The 17,648-nt window shown below is 41.1% G+C and carries 13 protein-coding genes; 6 read left to right on the forward strand and 7 right to left on the reverse strand.

Annotated features, from left to right (window positions below; all coding sequences use genetic code 11):
- Window positions 1-2: 2 nt before the first annotated feature.
- From BDD43_RS26105 to BDD43_RS26125, 5 genes are read right to left on the reverse strand one after another with little or no spacing between them, the layout of a single operon-like run.
- The gene (locus BDD43_RS26105) at window positions 3-2,297 is read right to left on the reverse strand and encodes a S9 family peptidase (RefSeq protein WP_121201176.1); all 2,295 of its coding nucleotides are present in this window, start codon (window positions 2,295-2,297) and stop codon (window positions 3-5) included.
- 1 nt (window position 2,298) lies between these two features.
- Entirely contained in the window at window positions 2,299-3,396 is a 1,098-nt protein-coding gene (locus BDD43_RS26110; RefSeq protein ID WP_147425745.1) for a thioredoxin family protein, read from the reverse strand.
- 24 nt (window positions 3,397-3,420) lie between these two features.
- A complete protein-coding gene (locus BDD43_RS26115; RefSeq protein WP_121201178.1) occupies window positions 3,421-4,377 on the reverse strand; it encodes a putative zinc-binding metallopeptidase in 957 nt (318 codons plus the stop codon).
- Between the two features lie 34 nt (window positions 4,378-4,411).
- Window positions 4,412-5,962, reverse strand: a complete 1,551-nt coding sequence (locus BDD43_RS26120) for a RagB/SusD family nutrient uptake outer membrane protein (protein WP_121201179.1) — start codon at window positions 5,960-5,962, stop codon at window positions 4,412-4,414.
- A gap of 17 nt (window positions 5,963-5,979) precedes the next feature.
- Window positions 5,980-9,603 (reverse strand): SusC/RagA family TonB-linked outer membrane protein, encoded by a 3,624-nt coding sequence (locus tag BDD43_RS26125; protein ID WP_121201180.1) that lies wholly within the window; start codon window positions 9,601-9,603, stop codon window positions 5,980-5,982.
- Between the two features lie 161 nt (window positions 9,604-9,764).
- On the opposite strand from BDD43_RS26125, the gene BDD43_RS26130 reads away from it, so the two are divergent.
- A complete protein-coding gene (locus tag BDD43_RS26130; protein ID WP_121195558.1) occupies window positions 9,765-10,886 on the forward strand; it encodes an ISAs1 family transposase in 1,122 nt (373 codons plus the stop codon).
- A gap of 159 nt (window positions 10,887-11,045) precedes the next feature.
- Here the strand turns inward: BDD43_RS26130 and BDD43_RS26135 are convergent, their stop codons facing one another.
- Window positions 11,046-12,221, reverse strand: coding sequence for a FecR family protein (locus BDD43_RS26135; protein WP_121201181.1), 1,176 nt, complete (start codon window positions 12,219-12,221; stop codon window positions 11,046-11,048).
- A gap of 489 nt (window positions 12,222-12,710) precedes the next feature.
- The gene (locus BDD43_RS26140; protein WP_121201182.1) at window positions 12,711-13,592 is read right to left on the reverse strand and encodes a helix-turn-helix transcriptional regulator; all 882 of its coding nucleotides are present in this window, start codon (window positions 13,590-13,592) and stop codon (window positions 12,711-12,713) included.
- A 271-nt stretch (window positions 13,593-13,863) separates the two neighbouring features.
- Here BDD43_RS26140 and BDD43_RS26145 point away from each other — a divergent pair, with 271 nt between their 5' ends.
- From BDD43_RS26145 to BDD43_RS26165, 5 genes are all read left to right on the forward strand, one after another.
- Complete coding sequence (locus BDD43_RS26145) at window positions 13,864-14,163, forward strand: hypothetical protein (RefSeq protein WP_121201183.1); 300 nt, start codon at window positions 13,864-13,866, stop codon at window positions 14,161-14,163.
- Entirely contained in the window at window positions 14,112-14,294 is a 183-nt protein-coding gene (locus BDD43_RS26150) for a hypothetical protein (protein WP_394339641.1), read from the forward strand. Before BDD43_RS26145 ends, BDD43_RS26150 begins: the two co-directional genes overlap by 52 nt.
- A 139-nt stretch (window positions 14,295-14,433) precedes the next feature.
- The gene (locus BDD43_RS26155) at window positions 14,434-16,077 is read left to right on the forward strand and encodes an alpha-L-fucosidase (RefSeq protein WP_121201184.1); all 1,644 of its coding nucleotides are present in this window, start codon (window positions 14,434-14,436) and stop codon (window positions 16,075-16,077) included.
- 15 nt (window positions 16,078-16,092) lie between these two features.
- Window positions 16,093-16,611, forward strand: coding sequence for an MFS transporter (locus BDD43_RS26160; RefSeq protein WP_121202133.1), 519 nt, complete (start codon window positions 16,093-16,095; stop codon window positions 16,609-16,611).
- A 20-nt stretch (window positions 16,612-16,631) separates the two neighbouring features.
- The gene (locus BDD43_RS26165; protein ID WP_121201185.1) at window positions 16,632-17,642 is read left to right on the forward strand and encodes an aldo/keto reductase; all 1,011 of its coding nucleotides are present in this window, start codon (window positions 16,632-16,634) and stop codon (window positions 17,640-17,642) included.
- The last annotated feature ends 6 nt before the right edge of the window (window positions 17,643-17,648 follow it).

Below are 17,648 nucleotides of genomic sequence, written 5' to 3' on the forward strand. Positions count from 1 at the left end.
TGTCAATTTGTAATGTCCCCAAGCAAGTACTTAGCGAAATACTGCCATTTTCTATGCTCAAAGTAGGTTTGATATATTTCATCGTAATGGTGCGATTGGCCTGGCAAAACCAGCATATCAAAATTTTTATTAGCCTTAATTAACGCATCAACCACACGGTAGGTATTGCCGGGATGAACATTTTGGTCGGTTTCGCCGGTGACTAATAAAAGATGGCCTTTGAGGTTTTTAGCGAGTGTTTGGTTTACGTCAGTTTTAAATCTATACGTAATCCTTCTCTCTGCTTTTTTTGTGGTGTCGGTTATTTCTTTGATACCCTGGTATACTTCACCCCATTCGCGGTTATAAATATTATCGTCATGGTTACCTGATGAAGAAACGGCAACTTTATAAAAATCGGGATAAGTACATATTGCCGCGGTAGACATCATGCCGCCACCCGAATGCCCAAATATACCTACACGGTTTATATCAATATAACTAAAACGCTGTGCTAGTTGCTCTAATCCGTATTTATCGTCCTCCAAAGGTGCATCGCGCAAATTACCGTAGCCGTATGTTGCGTATTTTTTATCTCGTAAAGGCGAGCCACCCCGATGGCCCATACAAACCACAATGAAACCCAATTGAGCAAGGGGTGCGTTATTGTATTTATCAAAAACAGTAAAATCTGTCCAAACAGTTTCTATCTGAGGTCCGGGATATACCTGCGAAATAACCGGGTACTTTTTTGTAGGGTCAAAATCAAACGGTTTCCACATAATTCCGTAAAGGTCGGTAACGCCGTCTTTGGCTTTAACCGTAAACGGTTCGGGCATTCGCCAGCCGTAATCAAACAGTTTTTTTAAATGCGGACGCTCTACCTCAAGTATTATTTTACCATTGTTATCCCGTAGCACAGTCACCGGGGTTTGATTTATCCTGGAATAATTATCTATAAAGTATTTTCCGGTAGTAGAAAAATATACCTGGTGCGTGGCATCTTCCGGGGTTAAAAGTGTTTGTTTACTGCCATCCCAATTAATCTTATATAGGTGCGCATAATATAAATTACGGGCTGGTTCTTTACCATAGCCATAAAAATATATGGTTTGCTTTGCCGTGTCGATACGTAAAATTTTGCCTGCAGTATAGCTACCCTGGGTTACCGCGTTAATAAGCTGGCCGCTGCCCGAGTAATGGTAGTATTGCCCCCAGCCAGAACGATCAGACCACCAAAGGATGTCTTTACCTTTGTTTAATACAGAAACGTTGAATAACTCCATATTAATATAAGGTTTGCTCACTTCGTTAATGATTGTTCTTACTGCCCCTGTTTGCATATTTACAGCGCATAGTTCAATCTCGTCTCGGGTACGTTTTTTACGTAAAAAAAATAATTCGCCTGTATTAGTATCTGCCTTAACAACAGATAATTCCTGATCTGGCCACTTTGCGGCATCAACTTTATACATTTTGCCACTTTGGGTATTCCCTACAAACAGTTCGTATTGTGCAACGTATTGATCGCCTGGCAGCTCGTATTTATAGGTTTCCAGCCTCGGCCTCGGAAGGTTGGTTGAGTACACCAATGATAATGTGTTTACTTTACGGTTATCCTTACGTATTACATAAAAATTTTGTGAATTGGATAACCATACAGCATTAGCGGTTGTATTTTTACGGTTCACACTATCGCTCTCGTTAATATCAAAAGAATAGTAAGGCGCGGCATCATGAGATAAGGCAGTTTCTGTACTATCACCTACCTTTTTGAGATACAGGTTACACCTGCGGGCATACAAAACCCATTTTTTGTTGGGCGACCTAACGCCTATAACAGTTGGTACCGGTGTTGCGGGCAACTGTTTAGGTAGCGTGTCAAGTTGATGTTTATAGAAGTTATACGCGTACTTGTTACCTTTATAACCGATTTCGACAGTTGATTGGGCGGCCTGCATATTGAATGGCGGACTAATGGTTAAAGCCATTGTATCAATGGTTTCGTGCCTAAGTTCTGATAATTTTTTAAAAACTAAGGCTTTGTTAACCAATAGGCTTTTAGTGCGTGTTGCCGGATCGATATAGTAATAGTTTTTACCCGCCTCGTCGTCAAAAATAAACCAGAAACGATCACTGTCCTTAAAAAAAAAGGGCAATACCCTGTCGGTTCCAACCCTTTTTTTGAGTTGGGGAATATCATATTTTTCGGCTGCAGCAAAGTTGGCTTTCTGAGCAAACAGGCGTGGTACTGCAAACAGCAGGATGAATAGCGTGAAAAAACAATAACGATATACTTGATGAAGTGTTAATGACATTTTAGTGCTTGGCTAATGATATAATTCTTTCGTCTTTGGCTGTCAAAACAACTTTATCCATTGCTTCCCGATAAGCCAAGCGAGCTTGCTGCGACCCCTTTTTGGAGTACGCCATCATGTAAGCGTACACGATAGACTGATTTTTGGCGTTCAGATCGCCAAACTTATCGGCAAATAGGCGGGCAAGTTTAACGGTGTCTTGCGCTCCGGCAGCCTGTGCCATATCCATCATAACCATCAGCCCTTCCTTGTTTTCCAGTTCGGTAGCTTTGATCTGGCTTCGGTAATGATCAAAGTCTGATTGCTGATAGGGATACACCTTTCCATCGTAAGTTTTAAAATACCAGCCATGCAAACAATATTCTGCTGTTTTTCTAAACATATTAGCCATTCGCTCATCTACTACAGTTTTGCCATTTAAGGCAACAAACTCGCGCCAGTGATTTGCCAAATACTCAAAATTACGGCTGTGAACATCAGATAAATACATGGCATACCTGTTATCGCCAAACAGGTACCAGTTCTCGGGTAATACTTTTTCAGCAGGCGATAGCATGTCGAAATAACTTTGGGCAATTGCTACGCCTTCCCTCTTTTCCGACATGTTAATTTTCACCTTGATGTATTCTCTTAAAAAATCTTTAGAGCGGTTGCCGGCGGCGTACATTTTATTCATCACAGCTATCCTGTTTGATGGGTTTTGCCCTTCCTTTATCTTTGCCATAAATTCGGCCGCGTTCATGGCACCTACAAACTTATACACCAGGTTACCATCACCATCCAATAACAGAAACGATGGATAAGCCTCAATTTGATATTTAACCGTGGCGGGTTTACCCTCGCCCTTTTCCATATCCAATTGTACATTCACAAAGTTTTTGTTAAAAAAGCTGCCAATCGTATCAATAGTAAATATATTTTTGGCCATGGCTTTACACGGCCCGCACCATACTGTATAGCAATCAACAAATACCAGTTTGTTTTCGCTTTTCGCTTTCAGTAACGAGGCGGATAAAGCAGATTTTTCGAATATGATGCCGCTGTTTTGCGCGTTGGCAATACCGGCGGCCATCATTAGTAATAATAAAATCCTTTTCACAATTCCTTTTTTTATAATAATTTATCACCTGCCGGCATAATTGCCTATAGCTTGCAAATCAACGCCATAAGTGTTTATAAAGTAATTTCGCACAACGTTATAGCGTTGCCTTATCTTTCCGCTGGTGTCCTTAGTAACGTTTAAGATGCCGACATAAGAGTTGACGGTATTGGCCTGACTTCTATTCAATGTAGCTTCGGTACAGGTTACCATAGCCTGCATATATTGCGCCCAATCCAATTGTGATGTTACGCCACTGTAAGGCGCTATAATGCCGGCCGCATAAGCTGTAGCCGTTGTTGTATAAGTTACGCCATAATTAGTTAAAGCGGTAAAATCGGTAGTTGGGGCACTCATATTGCGGGTGATAATGCTTTGCATAAAAATAAGGTTCACTTTTTTTGCAAACGCTATCGAATCCCTTTGTACCATGTTAGCCACCGATGAATTGCCATAACTAACGCATAAATTATCGTAATTATACCAGGCTCCAACATAGGTATCTACTCTTGCGTAGGTAAGAGTAGGACTGAATGATGCTTTAGAGTAAACAGAGTCAACTGTGTTGCAAAGCATAACTTTGACAGGCAAAAATTGCTTTAAGAACCTATCGCTGTAAAAGCCAAACCACAACTTATTTAAAACCACCAACTGCCTGGTAATATAATCGGCCGAGCTCGTATCGGCCTGGGTTGCCAGATACCCGGTTGACCAAAAGTTGGCTAGCGTGGTGCTTAGGGTTGAATTTTTCCACCCTGTTGGGGTCCAGTAAGTATCTTTATCGCTAAATTTATAAAGCATGTATGTGCCATACTTATTGTAAAAATCAACAATGGTTTTATCGTAAGTGTGATTACCCTGCGGTACGGTATAACCATAATTTTGATCGATAGCTAAAATTGCTGCTTCCTTTTTACATGCCTGAAACATAACGAGTACGGCGGCCAACAGGCTAAACGAAATACATAAATTTTTGTACATGTCTTTGTGTTTTTATGATGAATAAAACTGTTGTTTATCTTGGATTTTGCTGAAGATTATAATTACGCGCCACCACATCATAAGGGATAGGCAGTGCATAAATTAAATTACTCCCCGCACTTAAATTATAGGTGGTTACCGAACCATAAGGATCGGTATAGTTGTGGCTAACGGCAAGCCCCCAGCGTTTAATATCAACCCATCTAAAGTTTTCTTCAAGGCATAGCTCACGGCGGCGCTCATCCTGCAAAAATTTAAATGCCAGGCTTGCATCGGTAAACGAAACCGGTACATATGCCGTGTTACGCGTATCGTACCTGTTTTGGCGCAAATAGTTAAGATCGGATATGGCTTGTGTCAAATCTCCGGCCTGTGTTGTTTTCATATATCGCCTAATGCATGCTTCGGCCCTGTTCAAATAAAGTTCGGAAACGCGAATACCTTGAGCACCATAGGCTTGCGAACCTATTTTACCTGTTCTGGATACATAGCCAAAAGATGCGTACTTAATAAAATAGGTTGTGTAACGCAAATCGCCCATGTTGGTGGTACCTGTGCCTTGATTATACATGCCCAATAAAGAACTGGATACTGTAAATGGCGGCACCAGTGTTTGAACATTGCTGGTGGCCACGTAAAAATTGGCAATATTAGTATTCTGATTGGTACCATATGACCAAATTACCTCTTGGCTTAAAGCCTGGTCATATATACCTGCGGCACTCAAGAATGTTGCAGAAGTAAAATAACTTGATAATTGTGTAACATTAGGTTTAATTGCCAGGGCATTATTTGCATACAGAATTACGTTATCCATATCCCGATCACGACCCATGTACAGATATAACCTGGACAAAAGCGTATAAGCTGCTAAATGGCCTACACGAAATACCGACGTAGCTGTGTAATTATTCTTAAGCAGATCAGCGGCTGTTAACAAATCGGTTTCAATTTGTTTATAAACCTCGGCCAATGTATTTCTGGCAGGGTAAACATCACTAACTTTTGATGAGAGAACTAATGGTACACCCAGGCTTTTGGTAGGATCAATACCTGTGCCGCTGTATGGCTGGCCGTATAATGTAACCAGTTTAAGGTAATAAAAAGCTCTCAAAAACAAAGCCTGTCCGGTTATAGCATTTTTAACCTGGGCCGTACCCGATACCGAATTTATATAATCAAGTACCACGTTACAGCCCTTAATTTTACCATAATAAATGGACCAGGAATTTACGCCTAACAGATCGGATATATTTGAACCGGCAGTGCCCGAAATATTATCAAACATATAAGGGCTCCAACTATATATCGGTGTGCCGTTGTTAGAGAAAGGCAGATAGGTAGATATTGGCGCGCCATTTAGTTGCGGTACGCCGTTGCTTTGAATATCATCGGTTAGCAAATCGGTATAAGTATCAAAAATCCCTCCGTATGGATAGGCATCACTGTACAAAAGCGAAGCCAGGTCATCGGTAGTGGTTGGCTTTATCTCGTCCTGGCTGGACTCAGATAAAAACTTTTTGCAAGAGCTAAATGACAAGCTAACCGCTAAAGCCAATAGTAAGTATATAATATATTTTTTCATGTCGATTTATTTAAGGATCAAAAACTAACATTTACATTGAGCGAATACGACCTTACGCGCGGCTGCCCACCGGTAGCTACTTCGGTATCAACGCCATTAAAGTCTTTACTCACAATGGCAAACGGCTGAGAAACACCTGCACCCGCCCGAATAGTTTTGCACTTTAAGCTAGTAACCCATCGTTCGGGTAATGAATAACTAAGGTTTATACTATTGCAGCGTAGTTCCGAAGCACTAACTACTCTCGCTGTGCTGTAATTGTACATTTCATAAACATTAGTGTTTGTTTTACCATCGGGCAATAATAAATTGTTACCAACTGTGGCATCAGGCAAACCCGGTATTGTTGCGGTGGTATTGGTAGGCGTCCAGCGGTTTAAAAGAGTTCTAGATAGGTTATCAAACTCCGAAGGTACTCCATTGGTTAAATTGTAAGCTGGTGCCAAAAATTTCTTGCCACCAACCTGTATATTGAAACTTGAACCTAAAGTGAGTTTTTTGTACCTGAAATTCATGCCGATGCCTCCTGTAAAATCCGGATCGGCTTTACCTACATATTTCATGTATGATGTAGGATCACTTGCAGGGGTACTGCCGGGAGCAACCTGCAGGTTGATGGTTGGATAGCCGTTAGCCGGATTTACTCCGGTAAAATCAAAAGCCCACAAACCAGTCACAGGGTATCCTTCTTTATTAAACAAACCGGATGCTGCTGTACGCCAGGTAGCATTATTTTGTATCCCGGATTTAACCAGATCGCTGAAATTTTTTGCAGTATTAAGGCTAACCGACCAGGTAAAGTCACGGGTACGCACCGGTGTAAAGTTGGCACTAACTTCGTAACCCCTGTTTGTTAACGAGCCGCCGTTAATAGGCATACTCAATACGCCATATTCTGCCGGTATTGTGAGATAAGTAACCAGGTCACGAGCGGTTTTTTGGTAATATTCTACGCTTGCCTGCACTTTGTTTTGAAATAAAGCCATATCAAACCCCAGGTTAATACTGGTAGTTTTTTCAAACCGGAGATCGGCATAGGGTAAAGAACTGATCGTTAATAAATAATCTCCGGTAAACCTATCTGTAACCGCGGTTGTTGGAATAGTTGGAATTTTCAGGATCAGGTCCGGGCTTACATTGCTAACCACATTACGTTGATACCCTAAACTGGCCCTCATACTCAAGCCGGATAACCAATCGGTTTTTTCGAACCATTTTTCGTTAGCAATATTCCACCTTAAACCACCTGCTAAAACAGGATTAAATTTTTCTTCGGTAAATTGCCCAAACCTGTTGGAGCGGTCATTACGGATACTAAAATTTGCAACGTAACGATTATCATACGAATAATTTAAAGTACCATACACACCCACATTATTTGTAGTTCTGTCTGTTTTGACGTGTGTTTGCAGATCAACCTGTGTATTTGCTCCTAGTAAGCTTGTGTTAGTAGGGCTGAGTGAAATTTGGGAGGGAACGACAGCGAAAGTCAATCCGCGGTCTCTTAAGTAACCATATGTTGTTGCCGCCAGCCCTGTGTAATGCGAACTATTAAGCTCTTCGCCTATTAATGCGGTAAAAACATGTTTGGCATTTATTGTTTTTGTATACGATAGGCTATTGCGCCAGTTCCACGATAAATTTTGGTTATCATCGGCATTATACTCACCTCCCAATGGCAATTTGCTGTTTAGGTATGCAAAATCTGTTGGCTTAACTGTACCATAATCGTAGTTACGAATTGTTGCAATATAAGTTGTTTTTTCTGTAGCGTAGGTATTACCCGAAGTTGAAGAATTGTTTAAACTATATAACGACTGAAAAGTAAGCCCCCTGATAATATCATATTTTGCCGAAACATTGGCATTGAACGTTTGCTGTTTATTTGATGAACCTGAATTATTAAGCTCGTTAATAACATTGTATTGCCTGCCTATACTATTAGCGTAATAAAATAAGTTTCCTGATTGATCATAAGCCGGTATTACCCTGCTGGATTTTGAAGCATAAGTATAAGGATCGGACTGATAAAAGCCATCAGTAGCTTTATTTGATGCTGATAGCTTGGCCGAAATGTTCAATTTGCTGCTTACTTGTGATGTGATACCAAAACTGCCTGTAAAACCACTTAACTGGTTACCAATAGCTGTTCCGTTAGTTGAGTTATAGCCAAATGAGCCGTAGTACCGGGTACTAGCGTTGCCACCGGATATATTTACATTTTGATTAATGCTTAATGGGTTACGGAAAAGTATTTTAAACCAGTCGGTATTAACAGTTTCGAGATATTTTACCTGGGTGTTAAATTGATTGTAGTTTGTTCGGCCAAACAGGTAATCGCTCAAAGCACCGGCATAGCCTATGCTTGTATTAACAGACGAACCAACCAATCCCCTGTTAAATATTTCTTGTGATACACCTACACGCTCCTGAGAGTTCATTAGGTTTAACCTGTCGTAGTTAACCTTTTCGGACGTATTAAAGGTAATGCTGTAGCTAACAATAGGCGGGCCAACCTGCCCTTTTTTAGTAGTAATTACTATAACACCATTAGCAGCCCTAACACCATATATGGCCGTTGCCGAGGCATCTTTTAATACCGTAATATCATCAATATCATTGGGGTTAAGCCATCCTATTGACGACCCCACATAATCCCGGATGTAATCAAAATTATCTTTTGTTGCCGCACCTGCGGAAGTGGTAATTGCGCTTAATACAGTTGATTTAAACGGAAGCGGATCTTCCTGTATCACTCCATCAACTACCCAAATTGGTTCTTGAGAACCGAGTAAAGTTGAAGTACCACGAACTCTTACTTTTTGCCTGGTACCTACCTGGCCGCTTTGGTTGGTTACTACAACACCCGGGAGTTTACCTTGCAGTGCCTGCTCCAGGGTGTTTGTTCCGTCAAAGAATAGGGTGCTTCCCTTAATGTTGCTTATCGACCCGGCGATATTTGACGTTCTCAGATCCTGGTAACCGGTTGATATTACCTGCACATCACGTAGGTGTACAATTTTTTGGCTCAGGACGACCACCAATTCTATATTTTTACCATCCACCAAAACATCTTTAGTATTATAATGTATCGACGTGAAAACAAATACGCTTTTCACCGGCGCCAGGATATTGAACATACCATCCTTATCGGTTGCGGTATGCAGGGCGGTGCCCTGCACCGAAACGGTTATACCGGATAATGGTACGCCGCTGGAATCTTTTACTATACCTTTAATTAACTGATTGGCTTTAGTACCGGTATCAAATTTTTGTTCCGCTTTTGCAACCATCGTAATTTGCTTACCTTGAATAGCATAAGAGAAGGGCTGGTTTTCGAAACAGGCATCAAGGGCTTGCTTTAAGCTAACCTTATTAAGATCGATGCTTACTGGGGTACTTTTTTCGAGTAAGCGGTAATTGTAAAAAAACACATAGCCGGTTTGTTTGGTAATTGATTTAAAAACGGTTTCTAAAGGTGTGTTTTTAACAGATAACGAAACTGTTTGGGCCTTAGCCTCTTTTAAAAATGCCGAAAGCAACATAACGAATAAACAAAGCAATAGCTTTTTTATTGGCGATTTATTAAACGTTGAGTACCGTTTAACATAGGGATCATAGAAAGTAAAGTTTTGAGTCATATATCTATAGTTGTTATTAATTAACTAATTAATTCAGGGCTGACGCATAAGAATAGTTAAAAGTTGATATGGTTATGAACAAAGTGTTGGAAACGTAGGTATAACTTTTGTGGTTTCGGGAGGATTAGAGTCGGGTTAGCGTTTTTTCTTTGTAAAAGCATATGACGACTTCACTTCACAATCATTTTAGATGGATACCTGATCCTCGTACAGGTAATAATAAGAAACACAATTTACTGGAAGTTATCATTTTGTCGGTATTGGCCGTTCTATGTGGTGCAGAAAGCTGGTACGAGATGGAAGAATTCGGGAAGGAGAAAGAAGATTTTTTAAAGCAGTTGCTGCCTCTTGAAAACGGCATACCCAGTCATGACACGATCAACCGGGTTTTTATGCTGATCGATTCGGCGCTTTTTGAACAGTGTTTTCGTGCCTGGACAGCGGAACTTAGCCGGGGTCTTGAGGAGTCGGGCCTGTCTGGCGAAAAGGAGTTGATCGCTATCGATGGAAAGAGCATCTGTAACAGCGCCTGCAAACACCAGGGGTTGGGGGCCTTGCATTTGGTAAGCGCCTGGTCGGGTCGTAACCAGTTGGTACTGGGGCAACAAAAAGTGGATGACAAGAGCAATGAGATTACGGCGATCCCAGCATTGTTATCGCTATTGAACATCAAAGGGGCGGTAGTAAGCATCGACGCAATGGGTACACAGAAAGCGATTGCTGAACAGATTGTCGAAAGCCAGGGCGATTATATCCTTGCTTTGAAACAGAACCAGGAAACACTTTATGAACAGGTAATCAATCAGTTCAACTTTAAAGAAGACAGTTACAGCCAGCACCTGGATAAGGGCCACGGGCGGGCGGAGATCAGAGACTGCAAAGTCATTCATGAACTTAACTGGGTTGACGAAAAGGAAAATTGGAAGGGAATAAAGACCATCATCAAAATAACCTCGGAAAGGATAATAGGTGACAGCCACTCCATACAAGACCGCTACTATATCTCCAGCCTCCGTGCTGATGCTGCCTATTTTAACCAAGCCATCCGCGCACATTGGGGCATTGAGAACCAATTGCACTGGCAGTTGGATGTCGGATTTGGCGAAGATTACAATACCACACGGAACAAACAGACCGCCCAAAACCTTGCCGTAGTCAGAAAGATAGCCCTAAATATCCTAAAAGCCGACAAAACCAGTAAGGCCAGCCTGAAAGCAAAAAGAAAAATGGCCGGGTGGAACCATAAATTTCTTCTTTCATTAATCGCTAAAACAAATTCCTAATGCGTCGGCCCTGCTAATTAATTTCCAGAAATAACAGGCAAAAAACACCCCTGCTGCATAATTTATCTATGCAGATTCATAATCAACTTGCTGTTCTCTGAGTAATTTTTGATGGCTGTTTATGCCGTTTTCTGTATTTATGAAATACAATCCGGGTTTTTATTCCATAACAGTTACTGTTTTTCCATCAATTTTAAAATGCACCATGCTTTGCTCAAGCGTGCGTAAAACCTGGCTTAAAGGCGCATCGCGGGGTATACTTCCTCCAAATTTATCCCGGGTAACCTTTCCGTCAAATTTCACATCCACATCATACCATCTGGATAACTGCTTCATTACATTATGTATATCCGATTGCTCAAACTGAAAGTAACCATTGTGCCATGCTACAGCAAGTTCAGTATCTGCTTCTTTAACCAATATAGAGTTATTTGAAAACCGTGTGGCGGCTTGTTGCCCTGGCATCAGTATAGCCATTCTGCCGCCATTTGTTATCTTCACTTTTCCTTGCAACAGGGTTGTTTTTACGGCCTCTTCATCATTATATGCATTAATATTAAAATGAGTACCCAACACCTCAACCGTTTGGCCCCCTGCAATTACTCTAAAAGGTTTAGCTGCATTGTGTGCAACTTCAAAATAAGCTTCGCCTGTTATTTCAACCTTGCGCTCGTTACCCATAAATGCAGATGGATATTTAATTGATGACGATGCGTTTAGCCAAACTTTAGTGCCATCAGATAAAGTAACATCCCATTTGCCCCCTTTAGGTGTTTTAATCAGGTTAATATCCCCCTTATCATTATTTTGTAAAACCGATGAAGCATTATAAACAATTTGTCCGTCTGTTGTTTTAGTAATAATTGAGGCTCCTTGTTTAGCTATCTGCCCTTTTTGTGCTTCCGTAAGCGAAATTGATTGCCCGTTAGCCAGGGTTAAAGTGGCTTTATTGCCACCTGGCGCCACATCATTTTTAAATAACACGCCTACAGCGGATGCCGCTTGCTGTTTTGGCTCGTTGTTTTGAAACCATCGAACGCCTATCACCATGATAATAATGGCAGCAGCAACTGAGGCCTTAAACCAAACACGTTTATAAAAAGATACTACAGCGGCTGGCTTGATAATGCTACGGAATATCTTTTCCTTATCAATTGCCGGAATCGGATCATGGGGCTTTAAGTCGGCCAATATAGTATCCATTGTAGCTTGCAGCGCCTTATCATGGCCGCCTTGCTCTATAGTCTGCAGTAGTTCAAGCAGCTCGGCCCTGCTGCATGCGTTGTTGGCATATTGTGTTAATAAATATTGTAGTCTGGTTGTAGTTTCCTTCATAACACTTGTTTACAAGTTTAGAATTTGATGTTGTATACTTTACAATTTCTTAACTATACATAAAAGACGACGCGGAAAGAAAAACGTACTGCCTTTAATAAAATAATTTATTTTACGTATCAAGTATCACATGTTGCTAATGCCCTGGTAAAACAAAAATATATGCATTGTATCAAACGTTACTATTTACGGGGAGTAAATTGTTTCCATCTACACAATAAGGGTGCTTTTTGTATTTTTCAACAATTTCTAAGGCAATAGGTAATAATGGCACGGTTTACCTGTTAGAAGGTGAAATGCAGTATCATATAGACGACCAACAAATAAATATCCCCAGCAAACATTCCATATTTTAAATTGCATCAACTCTAGCAAACAGGTTAGCAATTCAAATTCAGACCATAATAATGAGATTACAATAGCGGGTTTACATATATGCTGTAGAAGAAAGACTAAAATTCTTTATATGTACGCTAAAACGATGATTAATTAACGATTTGTGTGATCCAACTGTAGTTGATATTGCCGGGGAGAAAACCCTGTTATCTTTTTAAATATTTTAGAAAAATAAAATACATTTTCGAAACCTGTATGCGTTGCAATTTGTGAGAAAGTCATTTGGGTAGCCACCATTAGGTATTGCGCCCTTTCTATTCGCTTCTCATGTATGTAATTAATTGGGCGTTCTCCTGTATATTGCTGGAATAAGCGGGAAAAATAATCAGTATGCTGATTGGCTCTTTCCGCAAGCATTTTAACTGATAACTCGTCCTTTAGATTTAAAGATATATAGCTGATTGCTTCCATGATCTTCACCGGAATATGACCAGGTTCATGATGTTTAAAAATCGCGCCCGTGAAAAACCGTGAGATCAGTTGCAATATAATCCCTTGCGTCTCCAGAAAGGTAGCCATGCTTTGCCGGTTATTGAGTTCCTGATATTCTTTATAGAAAATGTCTTTTTCGTATATTTTGGGATTGTCTGACCGGTTAATCCCCCTACCAGGATTGATATCCAGTAAACGGGCAAAATTTTTAACGTCAACTTCAGTAGCTTTAACTTTCATCACTGACCTATTACCCGCAAATAAAGAAATCCCGTCAGGAGATTCTTCGAAAAATTGTATAAAGTATTGGCTCATATGGCTTAGGCAACACAAATTGCATAAGGTAAAACTTGGTATAATATACAGATAGCCAGGCTCCAGCTGTAATACCGTTTCAACATCGGAAATTTCTCCGGCACCTTCATCAATATAATAGATCCGGTAATAAGGGCTGATTACATTTTGGTAGTTCCACTTTTCACCTAGCCGAACGTGATCTACGTTCAACATGGAAAAAGTATGCCTTAAAACTCTTTTGATCATTTGCTAATTAACATTAATAAATCCAAACATCAGAAAATTAGGTGAATATTTATGATGAGCATATCACAAATGTCTGATTTGTATAAAAAAAAGTCTATTTAAGTAATATTTTCAACAAGCTCCGCAAGTTACATTTGTCTACCAATTCAGCAAACCAAAGCCAATTTGTTCCGCTTTTATGATTTACCACAAATAACAAAACTTGGGAGTTTATAAGTTAAGGTATGAGAAAACGATATTACCATATTCAAGAACAGTTAAGGCAGGCTTCATGCTAGCTTTCCTGATCATTATTGCGCCTGGCTGTCAAAAAAAACTGTTAGATAAACAGCCTCTATCATCCATATCAGATGCCACCTTCTGGAAAACATGCAACGATGCTACCCTGGCGCGGAACGGGGTTTACGATACCGGGGCTGGCTTTACCGGCTATAATTTTTGGTGCGGTACTTCTATGGTTAACCTGGATCTGATGGCCGGGTTGAATTCGCATTTGAAGGCACTCGTTATTATGATTGCCTGCGCTGGGGCAAACTGGCTACTGAGAATAATCAGCAGTTTACCGGTATGAAGTTAACCAATACGCCTGCAACTTATACCGCTTTCCCGGTTGATGCTGACGGCTATTATTTTACAAAAAAAGAAATTTTGTGGTGGAAAAAAATGAGTTATGGGCAATACCACAGTCATAGTGTGATCTGAATAAAAACTTAACTCAGAATCCTGGTTATTAAATAAGAATTTGGTTTAATTGGTTGCAACGAAGGGAAGTGTGGTGATTTGGCTTTTGCCACCTTCCCAAGTTGTTTAATTATCATCATCTGTAACTTTTAAAATATAAATGAAAAGAAGAACATTAATAAAAGGCGCATTAACAGGGTTATCTTCGTTGTACTTGTCTCGTTTAGCCGGGCAGGGTCTTTTAGATCAGTCCCACAGTGTGGCCGGCCCTTTTCAACCCAACTGGGATTCGTTGGCACAATACCAAGTCCCAAACTGGTTCCGAGATGCCAAGTTTGGATTATGGGCGCACTGGAGCCCGCAGTGCCAACCCGAACGTGGCGATTGGTATGCCCGTGGTATGTACCAGGAAGGTAGCGATCAATATAAATACCATTGCGAAAAATATGGGCATCCTTCTAAATTTGGCTTTAAAGATGTGATTAATGAGTGGAAAGCCGAAAACTGGAATCCCGAAGAGCTAGTAGCTCTTTACAAAAAAGCAGGCGCCAAATACTTTGTGGCACTGGCCAACCACCACGATAACTTTGATTTGTTTGATAGTAAATATCAAAGCTGGAATTCTACTAAAATCGGCCCGAAGAAGGATTTAATAGGTGGCTGGGCCAAAGCCGCCAAACATCAGGGCCTGCCGTTTGGTGTGAGCGTACATGCCGCTCATACCTGGAGCTGGATGGAAACAGCGCAACGATCAGATAAAAATGGCCCACTGGCAGGAGTACCATATGACGGAAAGACCATCAAAGCAGACGGTGCCGGAAAATGGTGGAACGGCTATGACCCGCAGGAACTATATGCACAAAACCACCCTTTAAGTACAAATAGTTTAGATAATGGCATGATCCATAAGCAATGGAACTGGGGAAATGGCGTAACCCCTCCATCTAAAGCCTACTGCGAAAAATTTTATAATCGCATGGTGGAGTTGATTGACAAATACGAGCCTGAACTGATGTACTTTGATGATACTGCCTTACCGTTATGGCCAGCGAGCGATGTAGGTTTAAAGATTGCGGCACATTTGTATAACAGCAGCATCAAAAAACACCGCAAACTGCGCGCGGTAATTAACGGCAAAATACTGGATGAGCAACAGCGCAAAACCATGGTATGGGATATCGAGCGCGGGCAAAGCAACCAGATTGAATCGTTTCCATGGCAAACAGATACCTGTATTGGCGACTGGCACTATGACCGCCGGCTGTATGATAACAATAGATATAAAACCGCCAAAACTGTTATTCACACCTTAGCTGATGTGGTTAGTAAAAACGGTAATTTATTATTAAATATCCCGGTTAGGGGCGACGGCAGTATTGATGAAAAAGAACGGGCAGTAGTAGAGAATATAGCTGCCTGGATGCAGATTAACAGCGAAGCTATTTATAGCACACGCCCTTGGGTAACCTTTGGGGAAGGGCCCGCCATGGAATTGGCTGCGCCACTAAGTGCCCAGGGTTTTAATGAAGGAAAAGGCAAGCCTTTTACCTCATCAGATATTAGATACACTACCAAAGGCAAAATGCTTTACGCGATTATGCTCGGCTGGCCGGCAGATCAGGGAGCCCTGCTTAAAAAATTAGGCGCAACTAACGGTATCGGAAAAATCAACAAAGTGAATCTGTTAGGTTATCATGATCAACTCGTTTTCCAGCAGACAGAGGCCGGCCTAAAAGTGGAGTTGCCCGGCCAGGCACCTGGCAAAGATGCTTTTGTGCTAAAAATAGAAGGGGCTATCATTTAAAGCGAGATGATTAATATGACAAAAAGTAAAACGGCATTCCCTTTTATCCTGATAACCAGTTTGTTTTTTTTGTGGGGATTTGCCCATAACCTGGATCCCATACTGATTCCTCATTTAAAGAAATCGTTCACCTTAACTACGGTTGAGGCTACCCTTGCAGATTCGGCAGTCTTCATTTCCTATTTTGTTATGGCATTGCCCGCCGGGTTTATTATGAAAAGATATGGTACCATCACTGTTTACACAGTGATGGCCATTTGTTTTTTTATGTCCATTATGTTTCCCACCATTTTTGCTTTAGGCATTCACGGTTTGAAAGGTGACACAGCGTTAGGCAGCAGTTTGATTATCATGTCCATTGTGGGCGGTGCTATTCTCCCCCGCGCGTTTGGCTATATCAGTGATGTTACGGGTAATGTTCAATACGGCTATATTATACCGGCTGTCTGCTTCACAATGGTGACGTATTTCGGGTTCAGGGGGCATAAAACAGCAAATGTTTCAGCAAAAAGTATCCCTGTTTCCATTCTTTAATCTCTTGTCATTCAAAAACTATGAAAAATATTAAACTGCCAAAAGTGATATTTGGCACCAGTGGACTGGGGAATTTATATGTTGCTAAAAGTGATATGCAAAAGTTGGCAATAGTTGAGGAATGCATCAACTGCTCGGCCAAACCGGTTGTATTTGACACTGCCGGAAAGTATGGCGCTGGGTTAGCCCTGGAATCGCTCGGTAAAAGCTTAAAAGCGCTTAATACACCGCCGGACGATGTTTTGATTAGTAATAAACTAGGCTGGCTGCGAACCGAATTAACCACCCCCGAACCAACTTTTGAACCCGGCGTATGGAAGGACCTTCAGTTTGATGCCGTACAAAAAATTAGTTATGATGGTATCCTGGAATGTTATGAACAGGGTAATCAACTATTAAACGGTTACAAAGCCGCACTCGTTTCTGTACACGATCCGGATGAATATATAGCCAAAGGCAAAACCCAGGACGAACTAAACCACCTTTATCAGGATGTGTTGGCTGCTTATAACGCGCTGGCTGAACTTAAGCGTCAGGGAAAAGTGAAAGCAATAGGTATTGGTTCTAAAGACTGGCGCGTGATCCAAAAGGTTTCGCAGGATATTCAGCTCGATTGGGTGATGATTGCCAATAGCCTTACCGTGCACAGCCACCCCGCAGAATTGGTTCAGTTTATGGAAACTTTGAAAAAACAAGGCGTGGCCATTATTAATTCAGCGGTATTCAATGGTGGGTTTTTAATCGGCTCAGATTATTATAATTATCAACCGGTTAGTCGCGAAAGCCATGCCGGACTTTATCAATGGCGTGATGCCTTTAACGAGATATGCCAAACTTATCGTATTACACCTGCTCAGGCTTGTGCCACATTTGGGCTTAACGCGCCGGGCGTTACGAGTATTGCTTTAAATACAACCAATCCGGATCGTGTTGCAGCAAACGTAGCGATGGCGAATGTTGAAATTCCACCCGGCTTTTGGAAAACACTTCAAAATCAAGGCTTAATCGATCCGGCCTATACCTATTTATAAGTCATA

It is taken from the genome of Mucilaginibacter gracilis (assembly GCF_003633615.1).
Classification (GTDB): domain Bacteria; phylum Bacteroidota; class Bacteroidia; order Sphingobacteriales; family Sphingobacteriaceae; genus Mucilaginibacter; species Mucilaginibacter gracilis.

What these genes read in the sequence shown, in the direction of transcription:
- BDD43_RS26160 (WP_121202133.1), top strand. Translation starts at nt 16,093, where the DNA reads ATGACAAAAAGTAAAACGGCATTCCCTTTTATCCTGATAACCAGTTTG.
- BDD43_RS26135 (WP_121201181.1), bottom strand. Translation starts at nt 12,221, where the DNA reads ATGAAGGAAACTACAACCAGACTACAATATTTATTAACACAATATGCC.
- BDD43_RS26165 (WP_121201185.1), top strand. Translation starts at nt 16,632, where the DNA reads ATGAAAAATATTAAACTGCCAAAAGTGATATTTGGCACCAGTGGACTG.
- BDD43_RS26145 (WP_121201183.1), top strand. Translation starts at nt 13,864, where the DNA reads ATGCTAGCTTTCCTGATCATTATTGCGCCTGGCTGTCAAAAAAAACTG.
- BDD43_RS26140 (WP_121201182.1), bottom strand. Translation starts at nt 13,592, where the DNA reads ATGATCAAAAGAGTTTTAAGGCATACTTTTTCCATGTTGAACGTAGAT.
- BDD43_RS26105 (WP_121201176.1), bottom strand. Translation starts at nt 2,297, where the DNA reads ATGTCATTAACACTTCATCAAGTATATCGTTATTGTTTTTTCACGCTA.
- BDD43_RS26155 (WP_121201184.1), top strand. Translation starts at nt 14,434, where the DNA reads ATGAAAAGAAGAACATTAATAAAAGGCGCATTAACAGGGTTATCTTCG.
- BDD43_RS26130 (WP_121195558.1), top strand. Translation starts at nt 9,765, where the DNA reads ATGACGACTTCACTTCACAATCATTTTAGATGGATACCTGATCCTCGT.
- BDD43_RS26125 (WP_121201180.1), bottom strand. Translation starts at nt 9,603, where the DNA reads ATGACTCAAAACTTTACTTTCTATGATCCCTATGTTAAACGGTACTCA.
- BDD43_RS26115 (WP_121201178.1), bottom strand. Translation starts at nt 4,377, where the DNA reads ATGTACAAAAATTTATGTATTTCGTTTAGCCTGTTGGCCGCCGTACTC.
- BDD43_RS26120 (WP_121201179.1), bottom strand. Translation starts at nt 5,962, where the DNA reads ATGAAAAAATATATTATATACTTACTATTGGCTTTAGCGGTTAGCTTG.